Here is a 19,233-nt window from a genome sequence, read left to right on the forward strand (position 1 = left end):
CGCCGCCACGGGCCGCAGCACCGTGTCTGCGCGGAGCAGAAAGCGCGCGAGTCGGTCAGCTCCAGCAGCGCCGTGTCGTGGCTGACGGCGATGAGCGTGCCGCGCCAGCTGCGCACCAGATCGTGCACGCGCGCCCGCGCGTCACGGTCGAGGTTGTTGGTCGGCTCGTCCAGAAGCGCGATCGGGGCTCCGCGCAGTCTCGCGCCGACGAGGGCGGCGAGGACGGCCTCGCCACCGGAGAGGGCGCCCACCCGTCGGTCGAGAGCGTCCTCGGGAAGGCCCGCTTCGGCGAGCGCAGCCGTGGCGCGTGCCTCGATGTCCCAGTCGTCGCCGACCGCGTCGAAGTGGCGCTGATCGACGTCGCCGGACGAGATGGCCCGCACGGCATCCAGCGCCCCATCGACGCCCAAGAGTGCCGCGACGCGGGTGTCGGCGGTGAGCCGCTGGGGCATCACATCGACGGTGCCGCTGCGAAAGACGGTGCCGGATGCCGGGACGCGGGTGCCCGCGATGAGGCCGAGCAGCGTGGACTTGCCGGAGCCGTTACGTCCGATGAGTCCGGTGCGCACAGCGGCGAAGGCCGCGGAGACGTCGTCGAGAGCGACGGTGCCGTCGGGCCAGGTGAAGGTGACGCGGTCGAGCACGACCGCGGGAGACGCGTGGGGCATGGGTGCCTCCTGTCGGTGTCGATGACACTGACGAGACGACGGGAGGGATCGACGGCCGGCGCGGATAAAGATGCGCCGACGCGTCGGAGAACCCGGTGTCCGAGGAGGGACGGAGGGTCGACGGCTCAGCGCGGGATCACAGCGCGGCGTCGAAACCCTTCAACGGTCTTCCTCACGGTCGGGACAAGAACGCCGACAGCCTAACCCACCCCTACGCCGAAGGCCACAGCCGGGTCAGCCCGCGGCGGCGAGCTGCTTGTCGAGGAAGACGTGGACGTCGTCGAGCTCCTCCTGCGACACGCTGTGGGTGAGCCCGGCGTAGACCCGGCCGCTCAGCTCCGCGTGCGCGGGCAGCCACTGCACCGTGTGGGCCACCGCGGGCGGCGGAATGACCTCGTCGCGGGCGCCGCGGCCCCAGAAGACCGGGGGGCGACGTTCGGCGAGCACCTCGTCGCCCGGAAGGGGTGACGGGTCTGCGTAGCCGGCGAGGTTCACGACGAAGGCGAAACGCTCGGGCTGCAGGCGCAGAGCCTGCAGAGCGACCGCGGCGCCCTGAGAGAAGCCGAGGATGCCGATCGTCTCGGCATCCGTCGCCCGATCGATCCACGCGATCAGGGCGTCGGCGGCGGCCGTCACCGCTCCGCTCGAGCGGCCGTCGAGTCCCTCGATGGGATACCACGACCAGCCGGGGGCGGGAAAGGGCGGCGCCAGCGGCGCACGAACCGCGGCCAGCACGAACGCGTCGGGGAGGAAGGGAGCGAGCCCGAAAAGATCGCGCTCATCCGAGCCGTATCCGTGCAGCAGCAGCAGGAGGGGTCTGCCCGCCCGCGTCTCGGGGCTTTCCGACCAGAGGACGGCCTCGTCGTCGATCGCGATTGCGCTCATGACCACCATCCTCGCAGGGGGCGCCGACACTCGCGTCGCCGCCCGGCCGACGGCACGGGCGCGCCACCGGCGGCGGTACGGGTATACATGGAGGCATGGCCGTTCGCACCCCCGACCCCGATCCGAACGAACGCGACGACGACGGGAACCCCCGTGACCCGCTGCGCGGCTTCGGCAGCGGCGGGGGACGGCCCGGCCACCCCCTCGGCGACGGCACGTTCGGCTCGCCGGCTCCGGAAAGCGCCGGAAACCCCGGCTGGTTGAGCGACGTCGAGCTCGCCGAGGCCCGTCGGCGGCTGCCGATCCTCTACGTCGAGGCGGTGCCGGTGCGCACGGACGGCGTGGGTGCGGTGACGCAGGTCGGCGTGCTGCTGAGGGCGACGCCGCTGGGGGAGATCACCCGGTCGATCGTGTCGGGGCGGGTGCGCTATGGCGAGACGGTCCGTGATGCCCTCTTCCGTCACCTCGAGAACGACCTGGGGCCCATGGCCTTCCCGCAGCTTCCGCCGCAGCCGGTGCCGTTCACGGTGGCCGAGTACTTCCCGCTGCCCGGGGTCAGCGCCTTCCACGACGACCGTCAGCATGCGGTGTCGCTGGCGTTCGTCATCCCGGTCACCGGCACGTGCGAGCCGCGCCAGGATGCTCTGGAGGTCACCTGGATGACCCCCGAAGAGGCCTCGTCGGAGGCGCTGGCTGCCGAAATGGAGGGCGGGCGCTCGACGCTCATCCGCCTGGCTCTGGCCAGCGTCGGCGCGCTGCGCTGATCGCCCGTCGTCCCTTGTCCCTCGTCTTCAGGTGATCGCCGTGCCCCGCAGTGAGATGCTCGTCGAGGTCGCCGGCGCGCTGCCGCTCGCGCTGCTGCTGTCCTTCATGATCGCGTGGGTGCTGCGTCGCCTCTTCGGCGCTCGGCTGTCCCTGCCGCTGTCGGTCATGACGATCGTGTCGTTGCTGGGAGTGAGCCTCGGGCTCTTCCTGGCGGGCTGGTTCTTCGTCGGGCTGAGACTGTGGATGCCGACGGCGCTGCTGCTTGCGGTCGGCAGCAGCCTCGGGCTGTCGTTCCTCGTCGCGGGCATCGCCGCACTGCTGCGACGTGACGGCGCCATCGACGTCGCGGCGCTCCTGGAGAGGGGCGAGAGCGACCGCGTCGAGTTCAAGGAGACCGCGCGCTGGAACGTCCGTGACGACAAGAAGGACGCCCGCATGGAGCAGGTGGTCGCGAAAACCGTCGCCGCCTTTCTCAACAGCTCCGGCGGAACACTGCTCATCGGCGTCGACGACGCGGGTCGCGTCCACGGGCTGGACCGCGACTTCGCGACCCTGCGCACCCCCGACGCCGACCGTTTCGAGCTCTGGCTGCGCGACATGCTGGCGACGAGCCTCGGAAAGAACGCGGCCGCCATGCCGCGCATCCGCTTCGCCGAGATCGACGGCGCCACGGTCTGCGCCGTGCGCTGCCCGCGAGCACCCGAGCCCGTCTTCGTCGCCCAGGGCGGCGGCACCGAGCTGTGGGTGCGGGTCGGCAACTCGACCCGGGCGTTCGGCGTCGACGAAGCCGTCACCTACGTCGCCCGCCACTTCCGGCCCAACCGGCGATGAGACGCCCGCGTGATCGCCGATCGTTGAGGTCGCAGCCCCGACGTAGGCTCGGATCATGACCTCGATCGAGCCTCTCGTCTTCCCGACCGACGCCGACGACTGGGTGGCGTTCGCGTCCGGACGACCCGCCGCCGCTGTCGCTCTCGTCGCCGATGTCGACGCCCGCCTCATCGATGCGGCGGACGAGATGGATGCCGCGACGCGCCTGGACCTGTGGAACGACGCCGATCTGGCGCTCCGGCAGGCCACGTGCGAGGCCTACCTGCTGAGTGAGGCGCACCCGGATGCCGAGGTGCGCCGCATCGCGGAGGAGCAGGTGCAGGCGCTCGAGGCGCTCTCGGCATCCCGCCTTCTCGACGCGAAGCTGTTCGCCGCATTCGAGGCTCTCACCGATGACGCTCTCGACGCCGAGCAGGCGCGGCTGCTCGCGCAGGTGCGCCGCGACTTCCACCGCGGGGGCGTCGCCCTTCCTGCGGCGGATCGTGAGCGTGTGCGCGTGCTCACCGACCGCGACACGGAGCTGAGTCTGGAGTTCTCACGCAACATCCGCGACGGACGGCGCGAGATCCGCGTCGCCCCCGCGGCACTGGCGGGTCTGCCGCAGGACTTCATCGACGCGCACCCCGTCGACGACGACGGGCTGATCGTGCTCACGACTGAGTACACCGACCTCATGCCGGTGCGGGAATACGCGACCGACCGGGCGACGCGCACGGCGCTCGTCGCGGCCTACAACGACCTCGCGTGGCCGGTGAACGACACTGTCCTCGCCGAGCTGCTGGCCGTCCGCGCGGAACGTGCGCAGCTGCTCGGCTACCGCGACTGGGCCGACTACGAGACCGAGACGCGCATGATCGGCGCCGATCGTGTCGACGGCGGCAGTGCGGCGATCGCCGAGTTCCTCGCGCGTCTCGACGACGCATCGGCCGACGCGGCCACTCGTGAGTACCCGGTGCTGCTCGAACGGCTGCAGCAGGACGACCCGGCGGCGACCGAGGTCACGATCGCCGACTTCTTCTACCTTCTCAGTGCGCTGCGCCGTGAGCGTCACGACGTGGACGCTCAGCTCGTGCGCTCGTACTTCTCCTTCGATCGGGTGCTGCCGGGCGTGCTCGGAACGACCGCGCGCCTGCTCGACGTCGAGTACGTGCCCGTCGAGATCCCCACCTGGCACGACGATGTGCGCTCGTACGACGTCGTTCGCACGGGCGAGCGGCTTGGACGCATCCACCTCGACCTGCATCCGCGCGACGGCAAGTACAACCACGCCGCGTGCTTCCCCCTCGCGCCCGGCGTGACGGGACGCGTGCTGCCCGAGGCGGTGCTGCTGTGCAACTTCGCGCGCGGGCTGATGACCCACGACGAAGTCGTCACGTTCTTCCACGAGTTCGGCCATCTCGTGCACGACATCCTCGGCGGCGCGCAGCGCTTCGTGCGCTTCTCGGGTGTCGCGACGGAGTGGGACTTCGTCGAGGCACCCAGCCAGCTGCTGGAGGAGTGGGCGTGGGATGCCGAGGTCCTCGCCTCGTTCACCGCGAACGCCGCGGGCGAGCCGATCCCGGCCGATCTGGTCGCCAAGATGCGCGTCGCCGACGGGTTCGGGCGGGCCCTGGAGGTGCGCCGCCAGCTCGGCCACGCGAACGTGTCGTACCACCTGCACGTCGACCGCCCGGAAGACCTGCAGGCGGCCACGGAGCACTGGTACGCCGCGACGAGCCCGGTGCAGCCCTTGCGCGGACGGCACCCGTACGCCGGATTCGGTCATCTCACCGGCTACGGTGCCTGCTATTACACGTATCAGTGGAGCCTCGTCATCGCCCGCGACCTGCTCTCGGGCTTCGGCGGCGACCTCATGGATGCCGAGGCGGCCTCCCGCTACCGCCGCGAGATCCTCGAGCCGGGCGGCAGTCGTGACGCGACCGCGCTCGTCGAGGCTTTCCTGGGGCGGCACTCCTCGTTCGACGCCTACCGGGCCTGGCTCGCCGGCGCCTGACCTGGAACGCGCTCGGAGCCGCGCGTCAGGTGAGGCGGGCGAGCTCCGCGACGAAGGCGTCGACGTCGTCCTCGGAGGTGTCGAACGAGCACATCCAGCGGACCTCCTTCTTGGCCGCATCCTCGCCACCGGCGGGGCCCCAGTCGTAGAAGCGGAAGCTCTCACGGAGGGTGTCGGCGACACCGTCCGGCAGCACCGCGAACACGCCGTTGGCCTGCGTCGGCTGGCTGAACGATACCCCCGTGATCGACCCGTCGGCGATGCCCGCCTCGACGCCGGCACGAAGCCGCTGGGCCATCGCGTTGGCGTGGCGGGCATTGCGCAGGTACAGGTCGCCCTCGAGCAAGGCGACCAGCTGCGCGGAGATGAAGCGCATCTTCGACGCCAGCTGCATGTTCAGCTTTCGCAGGAACAGCAGCCCCTCCGAGGCCGCCGGGTCGAGGACGACGACGGCTTCGCCGCCCAAGGCGCCGTTCTTCGTCCCACCGAAGCTCAGCACGTCGACGCCGACATCGGTCGTGAAGGCCCGCAGCGGCAGGTCAAGCGCCGCAGCCGCGTTGGAGATCCGGGCGCCGTCGAGGTGCAGGCGCATACCGCGGGCGTGCGCATGGTCGGCGAGGGCCGCGATCTCGTCGGGCGTGTACAGCGTGCCGAGCTCGGTCGACTGTGTGATCGAGACGACGAGCGGCTGCGCGCGGTGCTCGTCGCCCCATCCCCAGGCCTCGCGGTCGACAAGCTCAGGAGTCAGCTTGCCGTCGTCGGTGGGGACGTTCAGGATCTTGATCCCCGCGACGCGCTCGGGAGCGCCGCCCTCATCGACATTGATGTGCGCGGTGGATGCCGCGATCACTGCGCCCCACCGCGGCAGCATCGACTGCAGCCCGACGACGTTCGCGCCCGTCCCGTTGAAGACGGGGAACGCCTCGGCGTGGTCGCCGAAGTGGTGGCGGAACACCTCCTGCAGTCGGGCCGTGTAGGCGTCCTCGCCGTACGCGATCTGATGCCCGTGATTGGCGGCGGCGATGGCTTCGAGGATCTCGGGGTGGACGCCCGAGTAGTTGTCGCTGGCGAAGCCGCGGACGGTCGTGTCATGCAGGGTGGTCACGGATATCCAATCTAGTTCGGCGCGCCGAGGCCGACGATCGTGTCGTTGACCTCGGCCGCGTCGGCATCCCAGAGCCCGACGAAGGCCGATCCGAGCGCCTCCTCCAGGCCCGCGAGAGCCCGGACGCGGAAGATGACGGATGCCGCGGTCTGCGCGACCCCGCGATCGCGCGCGTCCTTCGCGAAGCCCTGCGCCATCGCGCGGGCCCATGCCTCCTCCGCGGCCTTGACGGCGGCGTAGTTGGCCCCGCCCGCCAGGGGGCGCGCGACCGCCGTGGACGACACGATCGCCGTCCGGGCGGCGGGGGAGGCGTTCAGGTCGTCCCACCACGCGCGCGTGACGTGTCGCAGGGCGCTCAGCCCGCTCTCCAGCGCGCGGTAGTCGGCCTCGGTCTGGCCGCGCAGCCCGCCGCCACCGCGCCACCCCCCGACGAGGTGCAGCAGCCCGTCGACACGCACGCCGTCCGCCGCGAGCATCGCCGCGAACGCCGCGACCTCCGCCTCGTCGGCGAGGTCGCACACGGCCGTGCGCGCGCCCAGGTCGCGCAGGGAAGCGAGAGCGTCGTCGCGGCGCCCCACCGCGATGACGCTCGCCCCGGCCGCCACGAGCGCGCGGGCGGCGGCGTGGCCACTCGCGCTCGTGGCGCCGGCGACGACGACCGTCCTCCCGCGGACGCCGTCACCCATCGCGGCCCGTGATGCCCGCGGTCGAGGAGATGACGCCGTGCATCTTCTTCTCGAGCGCCTCGAAGAACATCGACAGCGGGAACTCGTCGTCCAGCACGGCGTCGGTGTAGCCCTTCGGGGCTCCGGCCAGCACGTCGTCGGGCAGACCGCGCGCCCAGAGCGACGCCGGGTGAGGGGTCACGACGCTGCTCACGAGCTCGTAGGCGGCGAGCCAGTGCGCGACCTTCGGTCGGTCGATCGACTCCCAGTACAGCCGGTCGATCGCATCGCTGAGGGCGATGACCGCCGCCGGCACCTCGTCCCAGTCGAGGGCGAGAGCGGTGTCGGTCCAGTGCAGCACGCCGCGCTGGTGCAGCCAGGCGAACAGGAGCTGGCCGCCCAGTCCGTCGTAGTTGCGTACCCGCGTCCCGGTGATGGCGAACCGGAAGATCCGGTCGAAGAGCACGGCGTACGGGACGAGTCGCGCGTGATCGAGCATCTCCCGCTCGGCATCCGTCAGATCTTCGCCCTGATCGGCCCGCGCGCTCAGCCGTGCGGCGATGCCGACGCACTCCCGGTACGCGGTCAGATCGCAGCGCAGCTCCTCGAGCGTGTACAGGAAGTAGGGCATGCGCTGCTTGATCATGAACGGGTCGAACGGCAGATCCCCGCGCATGTGGCTGCGGTCGTGGATCAGGTCCCACATCACGAAGGTCTGCTCGGTGAAGCGCTGGTCGGTGAGCATGCGCGCGACGCCCTCCGGTACGTCGAGCTTCGTGATCTCGGATGCCGCGGCCACCACGCGCCGGAAGCGCGCCGCTTCGCGATCCTGGAAGATCGCGCCCCACGTGAACGCCGGAATCTCACGCATGGCGACCGTCTCGGGGAACAGCACCGCGGAGTTCGTGTCGTAGCCGGACGTGAAATCCAGCAGGCGCAGGGAGACGAACAGGCCGTTGGTGTACGTGTGCTCCACCTCGGCGATGAACTCCGGCCAGATCACTTCGCAGAGCACCGCCTCCAGGTGGCGGTCGCGGGAGCCGTTCTGCGTGTACATCGGAAAGACGACGAGATGGCGCAGGCCATCGACGCGGTCGCGTTGCGGCTGGAAGGTCACCAAGGAGTCGAGGAAGTCGGGCACGCCGAAGCCGCTGTCGGCCCACCGGTGCAGGTCGACGACGCACGCCGACAGGTAGGCGGCATCGTGCGGGAACAGCGGGGCGAGGCTCGCGATCGCCTCCGCGACCACGGCGACCAGTTCCGCGGCGTGATCACGGTGGGCGGGATCCGCCACCGAGCCGTCCTGCGCTTGCAGCGGCTGCAGCTGCGAGACGGCATCCTTCAGGGCCAGCCACGCGGGCTGCTGCGTGATCGGTCGGTCGTCTTCGACGAGCTGCGTGATCGGTCGGTCGTCTTCGACGACCTCGGGCTCTCCGATGACGGACTTCGCGGGAGTGAGAAGGGACATGGTGGGCACCTCCGATCGTTTGACAGGAATATTTACGGCCTGAGTGGCTCGCGTCGGATATTCTTCCATGTGTGGAAGATGATGTCGACCGTCGAATCGTTGCCGAGGTCTCCCGTGACGGGCGAATGACCCTGGCTGACCTGTCCGCCGCCGTCGGATTGTCGGTCTCGGCGGTGCAGGCGCGGCTCAAGCGCCTCGAGTCCCGCGAGGTCATCACCGGCTACCGCGCCCTCGTCGATCCCGATGCGGCCGGACGTCCTCTGGCCGCATTCATCGAGATCACCCCGCTCGATCCCGCCCAGCCCGACAACGCGCCCGAGCTGCTCGAGCACCTCGACGCCATCGAGGCCTGCCACTCGATCGCCGGCGACGCCAGCTACATGCTCTTCGCCCGCGTCGCCTCGCCGCGCGCACTCGAAGAGCTCGTGCGCGACATCCGCCTCGCGGCCTCCGTCCGCACGCGCACCACCGTCGTCCTCCAGACGTTCTACGAGCACCGGCCGATCGTCCCGCTCGGCGCGTCCTAGCGCCGCCGGGCGCCGCCGACTGCAATACACCCCGCGATGGATGCCGCGGCTCGCGCCGTCGCGTAGCGTCGAAGCGTGTTCCGCAGGCTCACCCGCACGCAGCTGACGGTCGACATCGTCGCCGCCGGCGTCTTCGCGATGTTCGCGGTGCTGGCCATCCTCGCACCCTGGGACGCCGTCAGTTCAGGCGTGCTGCCCCCGCGCGTGGCGCTCGCCGTCGCGATGGTGCTCACCGTGGTCTTCTCGGCCGCCGCCGCGATCCGGCGCCTGGCTCCGGAGCTGGCGCTGGCGGTGTGCTGGGTGGCCGCGATCATGCAGATGGCCAGCGGCCTGCCGCCGCTGCCGGCGAACGTCGTGATCTTCGGCGTGCTCTACACCACCGCGGCATACGGGGCGCGACGCACGTTCTGGCTCGGACTCGCCTCATCGTTGGTCGGCGCGGTCGCGATCGCCGTCTACATCGTCGTGGTGCCGCTCCTGCTTGGAGCCGGCACCCCGAACGGCATCGGCACCTACGTGTTCGCCAGTGTCGCCACCTTCGCCTCCGCCGCGTTCGCCCTGCTGCTGTCGTGGACGACGGGTGCGCTGGTGCGCACCACGCTGCGTGCTCGCGAGAATCGCCGCGCGCAGGAGCTCGCCGAGGCCACGGCGGTCGCCGAGGCCGAGCGCACCCGCATCGCCCGCGACATGCACGACGTGGTCGCCCATTCGCTCGCGGTCGTGATCGCTCAGGCCGACGGCGCGCGCTACGCCGCGGCATCCGACCCGGCCGTCGCCGCAGCGACGCTCGGCACGATCTCCGCCACGGCCCGCGCCGCGCTGTCCGACGTGCGGATGCTGCTGACGCAGTTGCGGCACACGCAGGCCGAAGGCCCGCAGCCCACACTCGCCGACCTCGAGCAGCTCTACGCACAGGTGCGCGCGGCGGGCGTCGCACTGCGCGTCGACATCGACCCCATGCCGAGCGCCGAGGTGCCCTCTGCGGTACAGCTCGCCGTCTTCCGCATCCTGCAGGAGGCGCTCACCAATGCGTTGCGCCACGGCGCGCGCGCCGAGGTGAGCGTGCGGCTGGCGTGGCACCCTGGAAGAGTGGAGCTGAGCGTGAGCAACCCCATCGATCCGCCGTCGCCGCTTGCCGCCGCGCACGGCGATCGCGGGGAGGGCGAGGCGCGCGGACACGGGCTCATCGGCATGCGCGAGCGCGCACAGCTCGTCGGCGGGCACCTCGAGGCGGCGCCCCGCGGGCAGGTCTTCGTCGTGACCGCCTCGCTGCCGATCGCCGGGGAATCGATCACTCCGGGATCCCTTCCGGGGCCGAGGGTGCCGGGTTCGCATCTCCCGGGCGTGGCCCGGTGAGCGCGCCGATCCGCGTCGTCCTCGTCGACGATCAGGCCCTTTTCCGCGCCGGCATCCGCATGGTCATCGACTCGCAGCCCGATCTGACCGTCGTCGGCGAAGCCGGAGACGGGGCCGAAGGCGTGCGCGTCGTCCGCCAGACGCGCCCCGACGTCGTGCTCATGGACATCCGGATGCCGGTGCCGCGCGATTCGTCAGGGGGCGAGCGGCTTCCTCCTGAAGGACGCCGATCCGGAGTTCCTGCTCGCAGCGATCCGCACGGTGCAGTCAGGCTCGGCGGTCATCGCCGCCGCGGCCACCCGCGAGCTGTTCGCCCAGTTCTCCGCCCCCCTGCGTGCGACGCCACCGGCCTTCGCCGAGCTCACCGACCGGGAGCGGGAGATCTTCGCCCTCGCCGCCCGCGGCCTGTCCAATGCCGAGATCGCCCAGCGCGAGTTCCTCTCCGAGGCGACGGTGAAAACCCACATCAGTCGCGTGCTGGGAAAGCTCGGGCTCCGCGACCGCGTGCAGCTCGTCGTCTTCGCCTTCGAGCACGGCCTGGCCTGAGAGAGAACGTTTCTCCAGATCATCCTTGCGATGTAGAGCGCCGCGACGCGAGGCCGACGCGGCGCCACGGGCGCCCTCCGTAGCGTCGAGAGCATGCAGATCACCATGACCGAACTCGGGCTCGCCGCTCGCGTGCAGAGCCTCACCAAGACCTACGGCGGCGGCGAGAGCGGGGTGCGTGCTCTCGACGGTGTCACCGTCGGCATCCGCCGCGGCGAGTTCACCGCCATCATGGGCCCGTCGGGCTCGGGAAAGTCGACGCTCATGCACATCATGGCCGGGCTGGACGGCGCCACGAGCGGTCGGGCGTGGATCGGCGACACCGAGATCACGGGACTGTCCGACCTCGAGCTGACGATTCTGCGCCGTCGTCGGATCGGCTTCGTCTTCCAGGCGTTCAACCTCGTGCCGACACTCGACGCAATCGGCAACATCATGCTGCCCTTCGACCTCGACGGGCGCCGCCCGACGGCGCTGGAGCGGGCTCGCATCGACGACCTCATCGACACCCTGGGTCTGCGGGCACGCCTGCAGCACCGGCCGCACGAGCTCTCCGGTGGGCAGCAGCAGCGCGTCGCCATCGCCCGCGCCCTCGCGACTTCCCCCGACCTCGTCTTCGCCGACGAGCCGACCGGCAACCTCGACTCCCGCTCGAGCCGCGAAGTGCTGGCTCTTCTCGCCGCAGCCAGCCGGGAGCGCGGGCAGTCCATCGCGATGGTGACGCACGATCCGGTCGCCGCCGCTCATGCCGACCGCGTGCTGTTCCTCGGTGACGGCCGGGTCGTGGCCGACAAGCCGGCGCAGACGGCCGAGCAGGTCTCGGCGTTCATGCTGGCCGCGGAGGTGAGGGCGTGAGCGCGCTCGTCGCCGATCGCGCGGCACCGCCGACGGCTGCGCTCCGCCGCGCCTGGGCACGAGCGGCGTGGCTGCGCGAGCGCGGCATGGGGGCGAGCATTCTCGTCGCCGCGATCTCGTCCGCGTTCGGCGTACTTCTGCTGACCGCCACCGGCTACATCGCGACGTGGGCGCGCACCGACCCCTACCTGGGGGACAGTGAGACGGTCGCGATCATCCTCGGCATCCTCAGCGTCCTGCTCGTCGGTGTCGCCGTGTACGTCGCCGCGATCGTGACGGCCAACACCTTCGCGACCATCGTCGCCGGCCGCACCCGCCAGATCGCCCTGATGCGGCTGATCGGCGCGTCCGCGCGGGCGCAGCGCCGCCAGGTCGGGCGTCAGGGCGTGGGAGTCGGCCTCATCGGAGCCACCGCCGGGCTCGTCGTGGGAGCCGCCGTCGCCGCCGCGCTCGTTCGTGCCGCCGACGCACTGCTGCACGTCACCGTCGGCTATGCCGTGCTGCAGCCGGTGCTGCTGCTCCCGGCCGCCGTCGTGGCGCTGACGACCTGGGCCGGCGCCTGGAGCGGATCGCGCCGGGTGCTGGCGGTGACGCCCCTGCAGGCGCTCGGCGGAGCGACGCCGCGTACCCGCGACGAGACTCGATCGCGCGGGCGTACCACGGTCGCGGTCGCGCTCGGGTCCGCCGGTGCGCCGCTGCTCGCCGGCGGCGTGGTCGTGGGGACGGCATCGCCGCTGGGTGTCATCGTCGCCTTCTTCGGCGGTGTGCTGTCCTTCACCGCTCTCGCGCTGGGGGCCGTCCTCGTCATGCCGCCGCTGCTGCGCCTGAGCGGACGCGCCTTCGGACGCTCGGCGCCCGCGCGTCTGGCCGCCGAGAATGCGCTGCGCTACCCCGAGCGCGCCAGCCGGATGGCGATCGGTGTCGTGATGGGGGTGACCCTCGTGGTGATGTTCGCGGTCGCGAGTGCGTCCGTGAAAGCGCTGCTGACCGCCGCAGCCGATGGAGTTCCGGCGGCCGAGCTCAGCCGCGTGCTCGACACGTTCGCGGCCATCATGATGGGGCTCGTCGCGGTGTCGGCCGTGATCGCCGCCGTCGGACTCGTCAACCTTCTGACGATCGGTGTCGTGCAGCGTCGGCGTGAGCTCGGCCTGTTGCGCGCGCTGGGGCTGTCGTCCGCGCAGGTGCGCACCGTGGTGCTGCTGGAGGCCGTGCACGTGACGATCACGGCGCTGGCTTTCGGGCTGGTGCTCGGCGTCGTCTATGGCTGGGTGGCGGCGCAGTCGCTGCTCGGCTCGGTCGCGCTGCCGCCGTCGTTCGCAGCGCCGACGGTCGTGGCCCCCGCCGTGCCGTGGATGCCGGTGCTCATCGTGGTCGCGGCGACGGCGCTACTGACCGTCGTCGCCACGGTCGTTCCCACACGGCTGGCGACGCGGGTGAGTGCCGTGGAGGCCCTCGCCGAGTGAGAACCCGGGCGCGTCGGGAGCGCCCGGACGCCGGCTGCCGCGGTCACGGCTTCGACCGCGGCAGTCGGCTCTTTCGGGCAGGCGGCCGTCAGCGTTCGGATGGATCGACGGAGGTATCCTCCGCGGCTTCGGGATCGTACGCCCAGGTCGGCGCCAGCGCCTTCAGTCGCGCGCCGCGCCACTGCCACGTCGCCCACAGCACGGGCCACAGCGGGGCCGCCGCCGCACCGCCGATGACGAGCCGGTCACGCCAGAGCGTGCGAGACGGATCGCCCGGCGCGGGGGAGACGGCCATCTGGTGGTCCCAGACATCGAGGGCCGCGAGGGGACCGGTCAGCGGGATGCCGCTGTCACGGAAGATGCGCACGGGACCGTTCGCATCGTCGACGTGCCGCTCGCTCACATGGATCAGCTGCTGGCCGAGCCCGATCCGTCCGGCGACGCTCATGCGCACGGGGACGTCGGCGCCCGGCTCGAGACGCAGCGGCAGTCCCTCCGCCGCCATCGGTGCCAGCTCGACGAACGGGCCGTACAGGTCGGCGACCGCGCGCGGCGAGTGCAGGGCGCGCCACGCGGCATCCGCGTCGCAGTCCAGGACGAGCTTCAGCATGATCCGCATGCGCCCAGTCTCGCATCCGCCTGCCCGTAGCCTGGAGACATGGCTTCCCCGTTCGATCAGTCCCGCTATCAGGTGCGCATGGAATGGGGTACCTCGGGGCTCGAGCGCGTGGCGGCATCCGATGTCGTGGTCGTCGTCGACGTGCTCCGATTCTCGAGCACGGTCGCCCGGCGCATCGAGGCGGGCGAGACCGTTGCGCTGGATGCCGAAGCCCACGCCCTGTCGCTGAACGGCGCCGCCGTCGCCGCCCGCGCCGCCGAGAGCGACGCGGTGGTGTTCCTGGGGGCACTGGTCAATGCCGCCGCGGTGGCCGCCGCCGTCATGGCCGAGCAGCAGCGCCGCGCGGCGCGCACGAGCATCCTCGTCATCGCCGCCGGCGAGCTCTCGTCCCGTGAACCCGGCGCCGCCCTTCGCGTCGCGGTCGAAGACCTCCTCGGCGCCGGCGCGATCGTCGATGCGCTCGGAGCGCTCGGCATCGACCACACCTCGCCCGAGGCGGCGGCCGCCGGTGAGGCGTTCCGGGGCCTGCGTCCTGCGCTGCGGCACCTTCTGACCGCCGGCGGATCGGGGCAGGAGCTCATCGACCGGGGCCTGCGCGATGACGTGCTCGCCGCCGCGCAGGTGGATGCGGTGTCGTCGGCGCCCGTGCTGCGTGACGGGACGTTCGCGGCGTACGCCTGAGCCGCGCTCAGAACGGCGCGCCGACCGCCTCCCGCGGCGTCATCGCCGCCCGACGCGTGGCCGGTGAGATCTCGCGGCGCGTCCAGACGAAGAGGAAGCGGTCATCGAAGGATGCCGAGCAGCGCGCGCACGACGTCGGCCTCGTGGCGCGGCGATGCCGATAGGCGATGTGACCGCTGGGGCAGACGCCCACCCACGGGGCCAGCTCGGTCGCCGTCTCGCCGTGATGGGTCGTGCCGCCGGTGTAGCCGAGCATGCGGGCCGTGCGCTTCCACGCCGCGCCGTGCCCGGCCCGCGGACCGGCGAGCGCGTGCGCGACCTCGTGCAGCAGCGTCTGGCGATTGGTCTCGTCGTCGTATCGCGCGGCGAGGTACCGGGAGACGGTGATGCGCTGGCGCGTGTAGTCGCAGGCTCCCGCGCGGCGCTTCGCGTTGTCGAAGGCGAACGTCCACGACGCGTCGAGATGCGTGCGGATGAGAGCCTCGGCCTCGCGCCGGACGACGTCCAGATCGGTCATGCGGACACGCTAGAACGGGTGTCCGACACTCAGCTCGCGACGGCCGTCGTGCGACGGCGGTCGGCGGCTTCGATGGCCAGCAGCGTCGATTCGAGCTGCTCCTCCGGCGCGCCCGTCTGCTGACGCAGGAACAGCGCGCGCTTGAAGTCGGCGCGGGCGTCGGCGTAGTCCTCGGCGTCGTAGCTCACCTTGCCGCGATGCTGGAAGGCGAACGCCGCAAGGGCTGCCCAGCCCTGCCCTTCCGCCTCTTCGGCGCAGGTGGTCAGCTCCTGGTGGGCCGCGGCGTACGCTCCCCGCACCTGCAGCACGCTCGCGTGCAGGATCCGCGCGCGCAGCAGATCCTTGCGGGTCCCGCCCATCCGTGCCACACGCACCGACTGCTCCGACACGACGAGGGACTCGTCCCACCGACCGAGCACCTTCAGCAGCCACACCCGTTCGAGCAGAGCCGGAAGGCTGCGCTGGTCGCCCAACTCGTCGAGGCGCTCCTGGCACTCGCGAGGGTCCACCATCTCGCGCAGCGTCTGTGGGTCGTATCCCTTGATGTAGGTCACGGGCAGGCCCCCTTCGTCGTGCGGATCGTCGTGCGAACGCGCCTGCGTGAGGCGCACCCCTCCAGTGTGACCCGAGGCCATCGGGGGGCCCGCCTGTACACGCCGCGGCCGCCGATTCTCAGCGTTCGAACACGGATGCCGCGGGCTTGGGTGAGGCGGTGGCATCGGCATCCGTCGCCACTCGGGCGCCTCGGACGAACTCGTCGAGCTCTGCGCCCTGCGCGACCTTCGCCGGGTGGGGACCGGCGGCCATCAGTCGCGGCAGCCACTCGACGGGCAGGGGGGAGGGGGAGGCCGCGATGACGAGATTGCCGAAGCGGCGACCCTTCAGCGTCTGCACCTCCGCGAGCACGATGACTTCGGGAAGCACCTCCCGCACGGTGGCGACCTCGCGGCGGGCGAAGGCGAGTCCCGCGCCGTCGGCGACGTTCACGAGAAGCACCCCGTCGGGCGCGAGCAGCCCGCCGAGGATGCGGAAGTACTCGACGGTGGTGAGGTGGGCGGGCGTCTGCGCACCGGCGAACACGTCGGAGACCACGAGGTCGGCGGTACCCTGCAGCCCGGCCGGAAGGCGACCGGCGACGTCGCGCGCATCGCCGATGCGCACCCGCACCTGCGCGCCGCGCGGCAGCGGCAGACGGGCGCGCACGAGGTCCACGAGGGGCTGCTCGAGCTCGATCACCTGCTGTCGCGAGCCGGGGCGCGTGTGCTCGACGTACCGGGGAAGGGTGAGCGCTCCCGCGCCGAGGTGGATCGCGGTGAGCGGCTGCCCCGGCATCCGGAGCCGGTCGATGACCGCGCCCATCCGGGCCACGTACTCGAAGTGCAGGTGCGCCGGGTCGTCGAGGTCGACGTGCGACTGCGGTGTGCCGTCCACATCCAGTTCGTAGCCGCCGGCGTAGCGGCTCGGCACGACCCGCGCGATCGTGCCGTCCGACAGGCGCGCCTGCGGTTCGTCGTCCTCCACGTGCGCGCGAGCCATGCCCCCCACGCTAGTCGGGACGCCACCACGCGCCGCGTGTCGCTGATCCCGCCGACGGAGCCGGCGGCCGGGCACCCGCGCCGCCGGTACGCTCGGATCGTGGCGGTCATCGATCTCAACGCCGATCTCGGCGAGACGGTCGACGGGGTGCCCACCGCCGATGACGACGCCATGTTCGCCCTGATCTCCAGCGCCTCCGTCGCGTGCGGGGGCCACGCCGGCGACACGGCGTCCATGCGCTCCGCGGTCGAGCGCGCCGCCCGCACCGGCGTCGCGATCGGGGCGCATCCCTCCTACCCCGACCGGGCGGGATTCGGACGGACGCCGCTGTCGATCACGCAGGCCGACCTCCGCGCGAGCGTCGACGCCCAGCTCCGCGCGCTCGCGGGAGCCGGAGCCGACATCCGCTACGTCAAGCCCCACGGAGCGCTCTACCACGCGGTCCGCGGCGACGTCGGGCACGCCCGCGCGGTGGTGGATGCCGTGGCCTCGGTGTCCGCCGCGCTCGGCCGCGCCGTTCCGATCCTGGGTCTGGACGGCGTCATCGCCGACGAGGCGTCACGCACCGGCCTTCCGTTCGTGCGCGAGGCGTTCCTCGACCGCGGCTACCTGCCCGACGGCGGCCTCGTGCCGCGGAGCGATCCCCGTGCGCTCCTGCGCGACCCCGAGGCGGTGGCCGCGCGCGCCGTGCGTCTGGCTCGCAGCGGCGTCGTCGAGGCGATCGACGGCAGCCTCGTCGAGGCCGCGGCGGCGTCGCTGTGCGTGCACGGTGACTCGCCGGGTGCGCTCGCCATGGCCCGCGCCGTGCGTGCGGCTCTGGATGCCGCGGGCGTCGACATCGCCGCGCCATGGTGAATCCCGGCGAGGGGGTGATTCCCGGCGAGGGGGTGATTCCCGGCGAGGGGGTGATTGCCGGCGGCATCCGCGTGCGCCCCTTCGGTGAGCGTGCTCTGCTCGCGGAGGTGGACGACCTCGACGCCGTTCTCGCGCTGCACGCTCGACTGGCGGCGACACGGCCGCCCGGCGTCGTCGACCTCGTGCCGGCGGCGCAGACGGTGCTCGTCGTCGTCGACCCCACGATGCTGTCGCTCGCGTCGGCACGGACGTGGGTGCTCTCGGCCCGGACGGGCGTCGCGCACGTCGCGACGCCGGGCCGCACCGTCGAGATCCCGGTCGTCTACGACGGTGAGGACCTCCACCCGCTCGCCGCCGAGCTGGGCATCAGCGTCGCGCAGCTGACGGCGCGCCACGCGGCGGCCGACTGGACGGTCGCGTTCACGGGGTTCGCCCCCGGGTTCGGCTATCTCGTCAGCGCGGACTGGCCCTACGACGTGCCGCGGCGGTCGCGCCCACGGCCGCGCGTGCCGGCCGGCGCCGTCGCGCTCGCCGGACGCTTCTCGGGTGCGTACCCGCGGTCGACGCCCGGCGGCTGGCAGCTGATCGGCACGACGCCCGCCGTGCTGTTCGACCCCGACGCCGCGTCCCCCGCTCTGCTGCAGCCCGGCGACCTCGTGCGCTTCGTCCCCGTGACCGGCCGCTCCTCCGCGGAACGCCCGGTGGATGCTCGCGGTGCGTCACCGGCGTCGCGCGCCGGCGGCGGCATCCGGGTGCTGGCGCCCGGCCTCGCGGCGACCGTGCAGGATCAGGGGCGGCGCGGCACGCTCGCGTCCGGTGTCGCGGTGTCCGGTGCGGCCGACCGCGCGGCGCTGCGCGTCGCCAACCGGCTCGTCGGCACCGCGGCGGGCGCGGCCGGCATCGAGATCACGATGGGCGGGTTCCGCGCGGTGCGGGATGCCGCGGCATCCGCGGACGACCTCTGGTTCGCCCTCGCCGGTGCCTGGGGCCCGATGCGCCTTGACGGCCGCCCACTCGACCCCTATGTCGCCTACCGGTGGCCGGCGGGCGCGGAGCTGGAGATCGAGGGGTTTGTGCACGGCGCGCGCGCCTACCTCGCCGTCCGCGGCGGCGTCGCCGCGCGGTCACTGCTCGGCTCGAGGGCGACCGACACTCTCGCGGGCCTCGGCCCGGCCCCGCTCGCGGCGGGCGATGTGCTCGCCGTGGGCGGCGACGTCGTCGGGGCCGTGCCCGCCGTCGATCTGCGACCGTGGACCCCGCCCGCCGCCCAGCTCGAGATCACGGTGGCGCCCGGTCCGCGCGCCGAGCGGTTCGCCGCCCTGACGCCCTTGTTCGCGGAGGTCTGGACGGTGTCCACCCAGGCCGATCGGGTGGGCATCCGCCTGGACGGACCAGCGCTCGAGCGCACCGATACTTCAGAGCTGGCGAGCGAGGGCATGCTGCCCGGCGCGATCCAGGTGCCCCCGGACGGGCATCCCGTCATCCTCGGCCCGGACGGTCCGGTCACCGGCGGCTACCCGGTCGTCGCCGTGGTCACGGATGCCGATCGCGATCTGCTGGGCCAGGCGCGGCCGGGCACGCGCCTGCGCTTCCGCCACGCCGGCGCGGCGTCGTCGGGGCGCTTCTGAGAGCGCGTCCGCGCGGTTATACCGCAGCCGGGGAGGCGCGTCAAGAATCGACTGGACATGGCGCGTCGTGCGGACTATAGTGGGTATTTGCGCTCCCTTCCCCCATGCCCTCATATGGTGGTCGGCTTGTGCCTGCGTTGAGTGAACGTGCCCCCGGATCATCGGAGGCGTCGCGCAGGAGTGGAACGGAGCACTCCACCTGACGACAAGGAAACCAGCCCCCGCCCGGGCTCATGGAGGTAATCCCCTTGGCTGCTGCGCGCAACGCAA

The 19,233-nt window shown here is 72.1% G+C and carries 18 protein-coding genes and 2 pseudogenes; 11 read left to right on the forward strand and 9 right to left on the reverse strand.

The window, feature by feature from the left end:
- Positions 1-56: 56 nt before the first annotated feature.
- Together ABS64_RS05780 and ABS64_RS05785 are read right to left on the reverse strand one after the other, a co-directional pair.
- Positions 57-668: pseudogene (locus ABS64_RS05780) on the reverse strand (ATP-binding cassette domain-containing protein); the annotation flags it as partial.
- Positions 669-902: 234 nt separating this feature from the next.
- Positions 903-1,553, reverse strand: coding sequence for an alpha/beta fold hydrolase (locus tag ABS64_RS05785; RefSeq protein ID WP_292681769.1), 651 nt, complete (start codon positions 1,551-1,553; stop codon positions 903-905).
- 95 nt (positions 1,554-1,648) lie between these two features.
- On the opposite strand from ABS64_RS05785, the gene ABS64_RS05790 reads away from it, so the two are divergent.
- The 3 genes from ABS64_RS05790 to ABS64_RS05800 are packed head-to-tail and all read left to right on the forward strand — an operon-like array spanning position 1,649 to position 5,142.
- Positions 1,649-2,317 (forward strand): NUDIX hydrolase family protein, encoded by a 669-nt coding sequence (locus tag ABS64_RS05790; RefSeq protein ID WP_204946491.1) that lies wholly within the window; start codon positions 1,649-1,651, stop codon positions 2,315-2,317.
- A gap of 40 nt (positions 2,318-2,357) precedes the next feature.
- Positions 2,358-3,149 carry an ATP-binding protein gene (locus tag ABS64_RS05795; protein ID WP_292681774.1) on the forward strand — a complete coding sequence of 264 codons (792 nt, stop codon included), beginning with the start codon at positions 2,358-2,360 and terminating at the stop codon, positions 3,147-3,149.
- Positions 3,150-3,204: 55 nt separating this feature from the next.
- Complete coding sequence (locus tag ABS64_RS05800; RefSeq protein WP_292681777.1) at positions 3,205-5,142, forward strand: M3 family metallopeptidase; 1,938 nt, start codon at positions 3,205-3,207, stop codon at positions 5,140-5,142.
- Between the two features lie 25 nt (positions 5,143-5,167).
- Here the strand turns inward: ABS64_RS05800 and ABS64_RS05805 are convergent, their stop codons facing one another.
- The 3 genes from ABS64_RS05805 to ABS64_RS05815 are packed head-to-tail and all read right to left on the reverse strand — an operon-like array spanning position 5,168 to position 8,380.
- Positions 5,168-6,247 (reverse strand): low specificity L-threonine aldolase, encoded by a 1,080-nt coding sequence (locus ABS64_RS05805; RefSeq protein ID WP_292681780.1) that lies wholly within the window; start codon positions 6,245-6,247, stop codon positions 5,168-5,170.
- Positions 6,248-6,258: 11 nt separating this feature from the next.
- The gene (locus ABS64_RS05810) at positions 6,259-6,933 is read right to left on the reverse strand and encodes an SDR family NAD(P)-dependent oxidoreductase (protein WP_292681782.1); all 675 of its coding nucleotides are present in this window, start codon (positions 6,931-6,933) and stop codon (positions 6,259-6,261) included.
- On the reverse strand, positions 6,926-8,380 hold the full coding sequence (locus ABS64_RS05815) for a DUF6421 family protein (RefSeq protein ID WP_292681785.1): 1,455 nt from the start codon (positions 8,378-8,380) through the stop codon (positions 6,926-6,928). Before ABS64_RS05815 ends, ABS64_RS05810 begins: the two co-directional genes overlap by 8 nt.
- Positions 8,381-8,451: 71 nt before the next feature.
- Here ABS64_RS05815 and ABS64_RS05820 point away from each other — a divergent pair, with 71 nt between their 5' ends.
- The 5 genes and pseudogenes from ABS64_RS05820 to ABS64_RS05840 all read left to right on the forward strand — a co-directional run bounded on the left by ABS64_RS05820 (position 8,452) and on the right by ABS64_RS05840 (position 13,127).
- Complete coding sequence (locus ABS64_RS05820; protein WP_292681788.1) at positions 8,452-8,907, forward strand: Lrp/AsnC family transcriptional regulator; 456 nt, start codon at positions 8,452-8,454, stop codon at positions 8,905-8,907.
- Positions 8,908-8,982: 75 nt separating this feature from the next.
- Complete coding sequence (locus ABS64_RS05825) at positions 8,983-10,263, forward strand: histidine kinase (RefSeq protein ID WP_292681791.1); 1,281 nt, start codon at positions 8,983-8,985, stop codon at positions 10,261-10,263.
- A gap of 59 nt (positions 10,264-10,322) precedes the next feature.
- A pseudogene (locus ABS64_RS05830) lies at positions 10,323-10,809 on the forward strand (response regulator transcription factor).
- A 93-nt stretch (positions 10,810-10,902) separates the two neighbouring features.
- Positions 10,903-11,664, forward strand: a complete 762-nt coding sequence (locus tag ABS64_RS05835; protein ID WP_005050557.1) for an ABC transporter ATP-binding protein — start codon at positions 10,903-10,905, stop codon at positions 11,662-11,664.
- Positions 11,661-13,127 carry an ABC transporter permease gene (locus ABS64_RS05840; RefSeq protein ID WP_005050555.1) on the forward strand — a complete coding sequence of 489 codons (1,467 nt, stop codon included), beginning with the start codon at positions 11,661-11,663 and terminating at the stop codon, positions 13,125-13,127. The genes ABS64_RS05835 and ABS64_RS05840 overlap by 4 nt, the downstream gene beginning before the upstream one ends.
- 88 nt (positions 13,128-13,215) lie before the next feature.
- On the opposite strand, the gene ABS64_RS05845 is transcribed toward ABS64_RS05840, so the two are convergent.
- Positions 13,216-13,746: a hypothetical protein gene (locus ABS64_RS05845; RefSeq protein ID WP_005050552.1), complete on the reverse strand. Its 531-nt coding sequence runs from the start codon at positions 13,744-13,746 to the stop codon at positions 13,216-13,218.
- A 39-nt stretch (positions 13,747-13,785) separates the two neighbouring features.
- Between ABS64_RS05845 and ABS64_RS05850 the strand changes: the two genes are divergently transcribed.
- Positions 13,786-14,427: a 2-phosphosulfolactate phosphatase gene (locus ABS64_RS05850; protein ID WP_121189710.1), complete on the forward strand. Its 642-nt coding sequence runs from the start codon at positions 13,786-13,788 to the stop codon at positions 14,425-14,427.
- Between the two features lie 7 nt (positions 14,428-14,434).
- On the opposite strand, the gene ABS64_RS05855 is transcribed toward ABS64_RS05850, so the two are convergent.
- The 3 genes from ABS64_RS05855 to ABS64_RS05865 all read right to left on the reverse strand — a co-directional run bounded on the left by ABS64_RS05855 (position 14,435) and on the right by ABS64_RS05865 (position 16,480).
- Positions 14,435-14,944 carry a SprT-like domain-containing protein gene (locus tag ABS64_RS05855; RefSeq protein ID WP_288119539.1) on the reverse strand — a complete coding sequence of 170 codons (510 nt, stop codon included), beginning with the start codon at positions 14,942-14,944 and terminating at the stop codon, positions 14,435-14,437.
- Between the two features lie 29 nt (positions 14,945-14,973).
- On the reverse strand, positions 14,974-15,498 hold the full coding sequence (locus tag ABS64_RS05860; protein ID WP_036284646.1) for a hypothetical protein: 525 nt from the start codon (positions 15,496-15,498) through the stop codon (positions 14,974-14,976).
- 118 nt (positions 15,499-15,616) lie between these two features.
- Complete coding sequence (locus tag ABS64_RS05865; protein WP_036284571.1) at positions 15,617-16,480, reverse strand: fused MFS/spermidine synthase; 864 nt, start codon at positions 16,478-16,480, stop codon at positions 15,617-15,619.
- Positions 16,481-16,579: 99 nt separating this feature from the next.
- Here ABS64_RS05865 and ABS64_RS05870 point away from each other — a divergent pair, with 99 nt between their 5' ends.
- Both ABS64_RS05870 and ABS64_RS05875 read left to right on the forward strand, forming a co-directional pair.
- Positions 16,580-17,335 (forward strand): 5-oxoprolinase subunit PxpA, encoded by a 756-nt coding sequence (locus ABS64_RS05870; RefSeq protein ID WP_036284649.1) that lies wholly within the window; start codon positions 16,580-16,582, stop codon positions 17,333-17,335.
- Positions 17,329-18,963: a 5-oxoprolinase/urea amidolyase family protein gene (locus tag ABS64_RS05875; protein ID WP_288119535.1), complete on the forward strand. Its 1,635-nt coding sequence runs from the start codon at positions 17,329-17,331 to the stop codon at positions 18,961-18,963. The genes ABS64_RS05870 and ABS64_RS05875 overlap by 7 nt, the downstream gene beginning before the upstream one ends.
- Positions 18,964-19,233: the final 270 nt, after the last annotated feature.

Origin of the sequence: Microbacterium sp. SCN 69-37, assembly GCF_001724435.1 — a bacterium.
Taxonomy (GTDB): Bacteria; Actinomycetota; Actinomycetes; order Actinomycetales; family Microbacteriaceae; genus Microbacterium; species Microbacterium laevaniformans.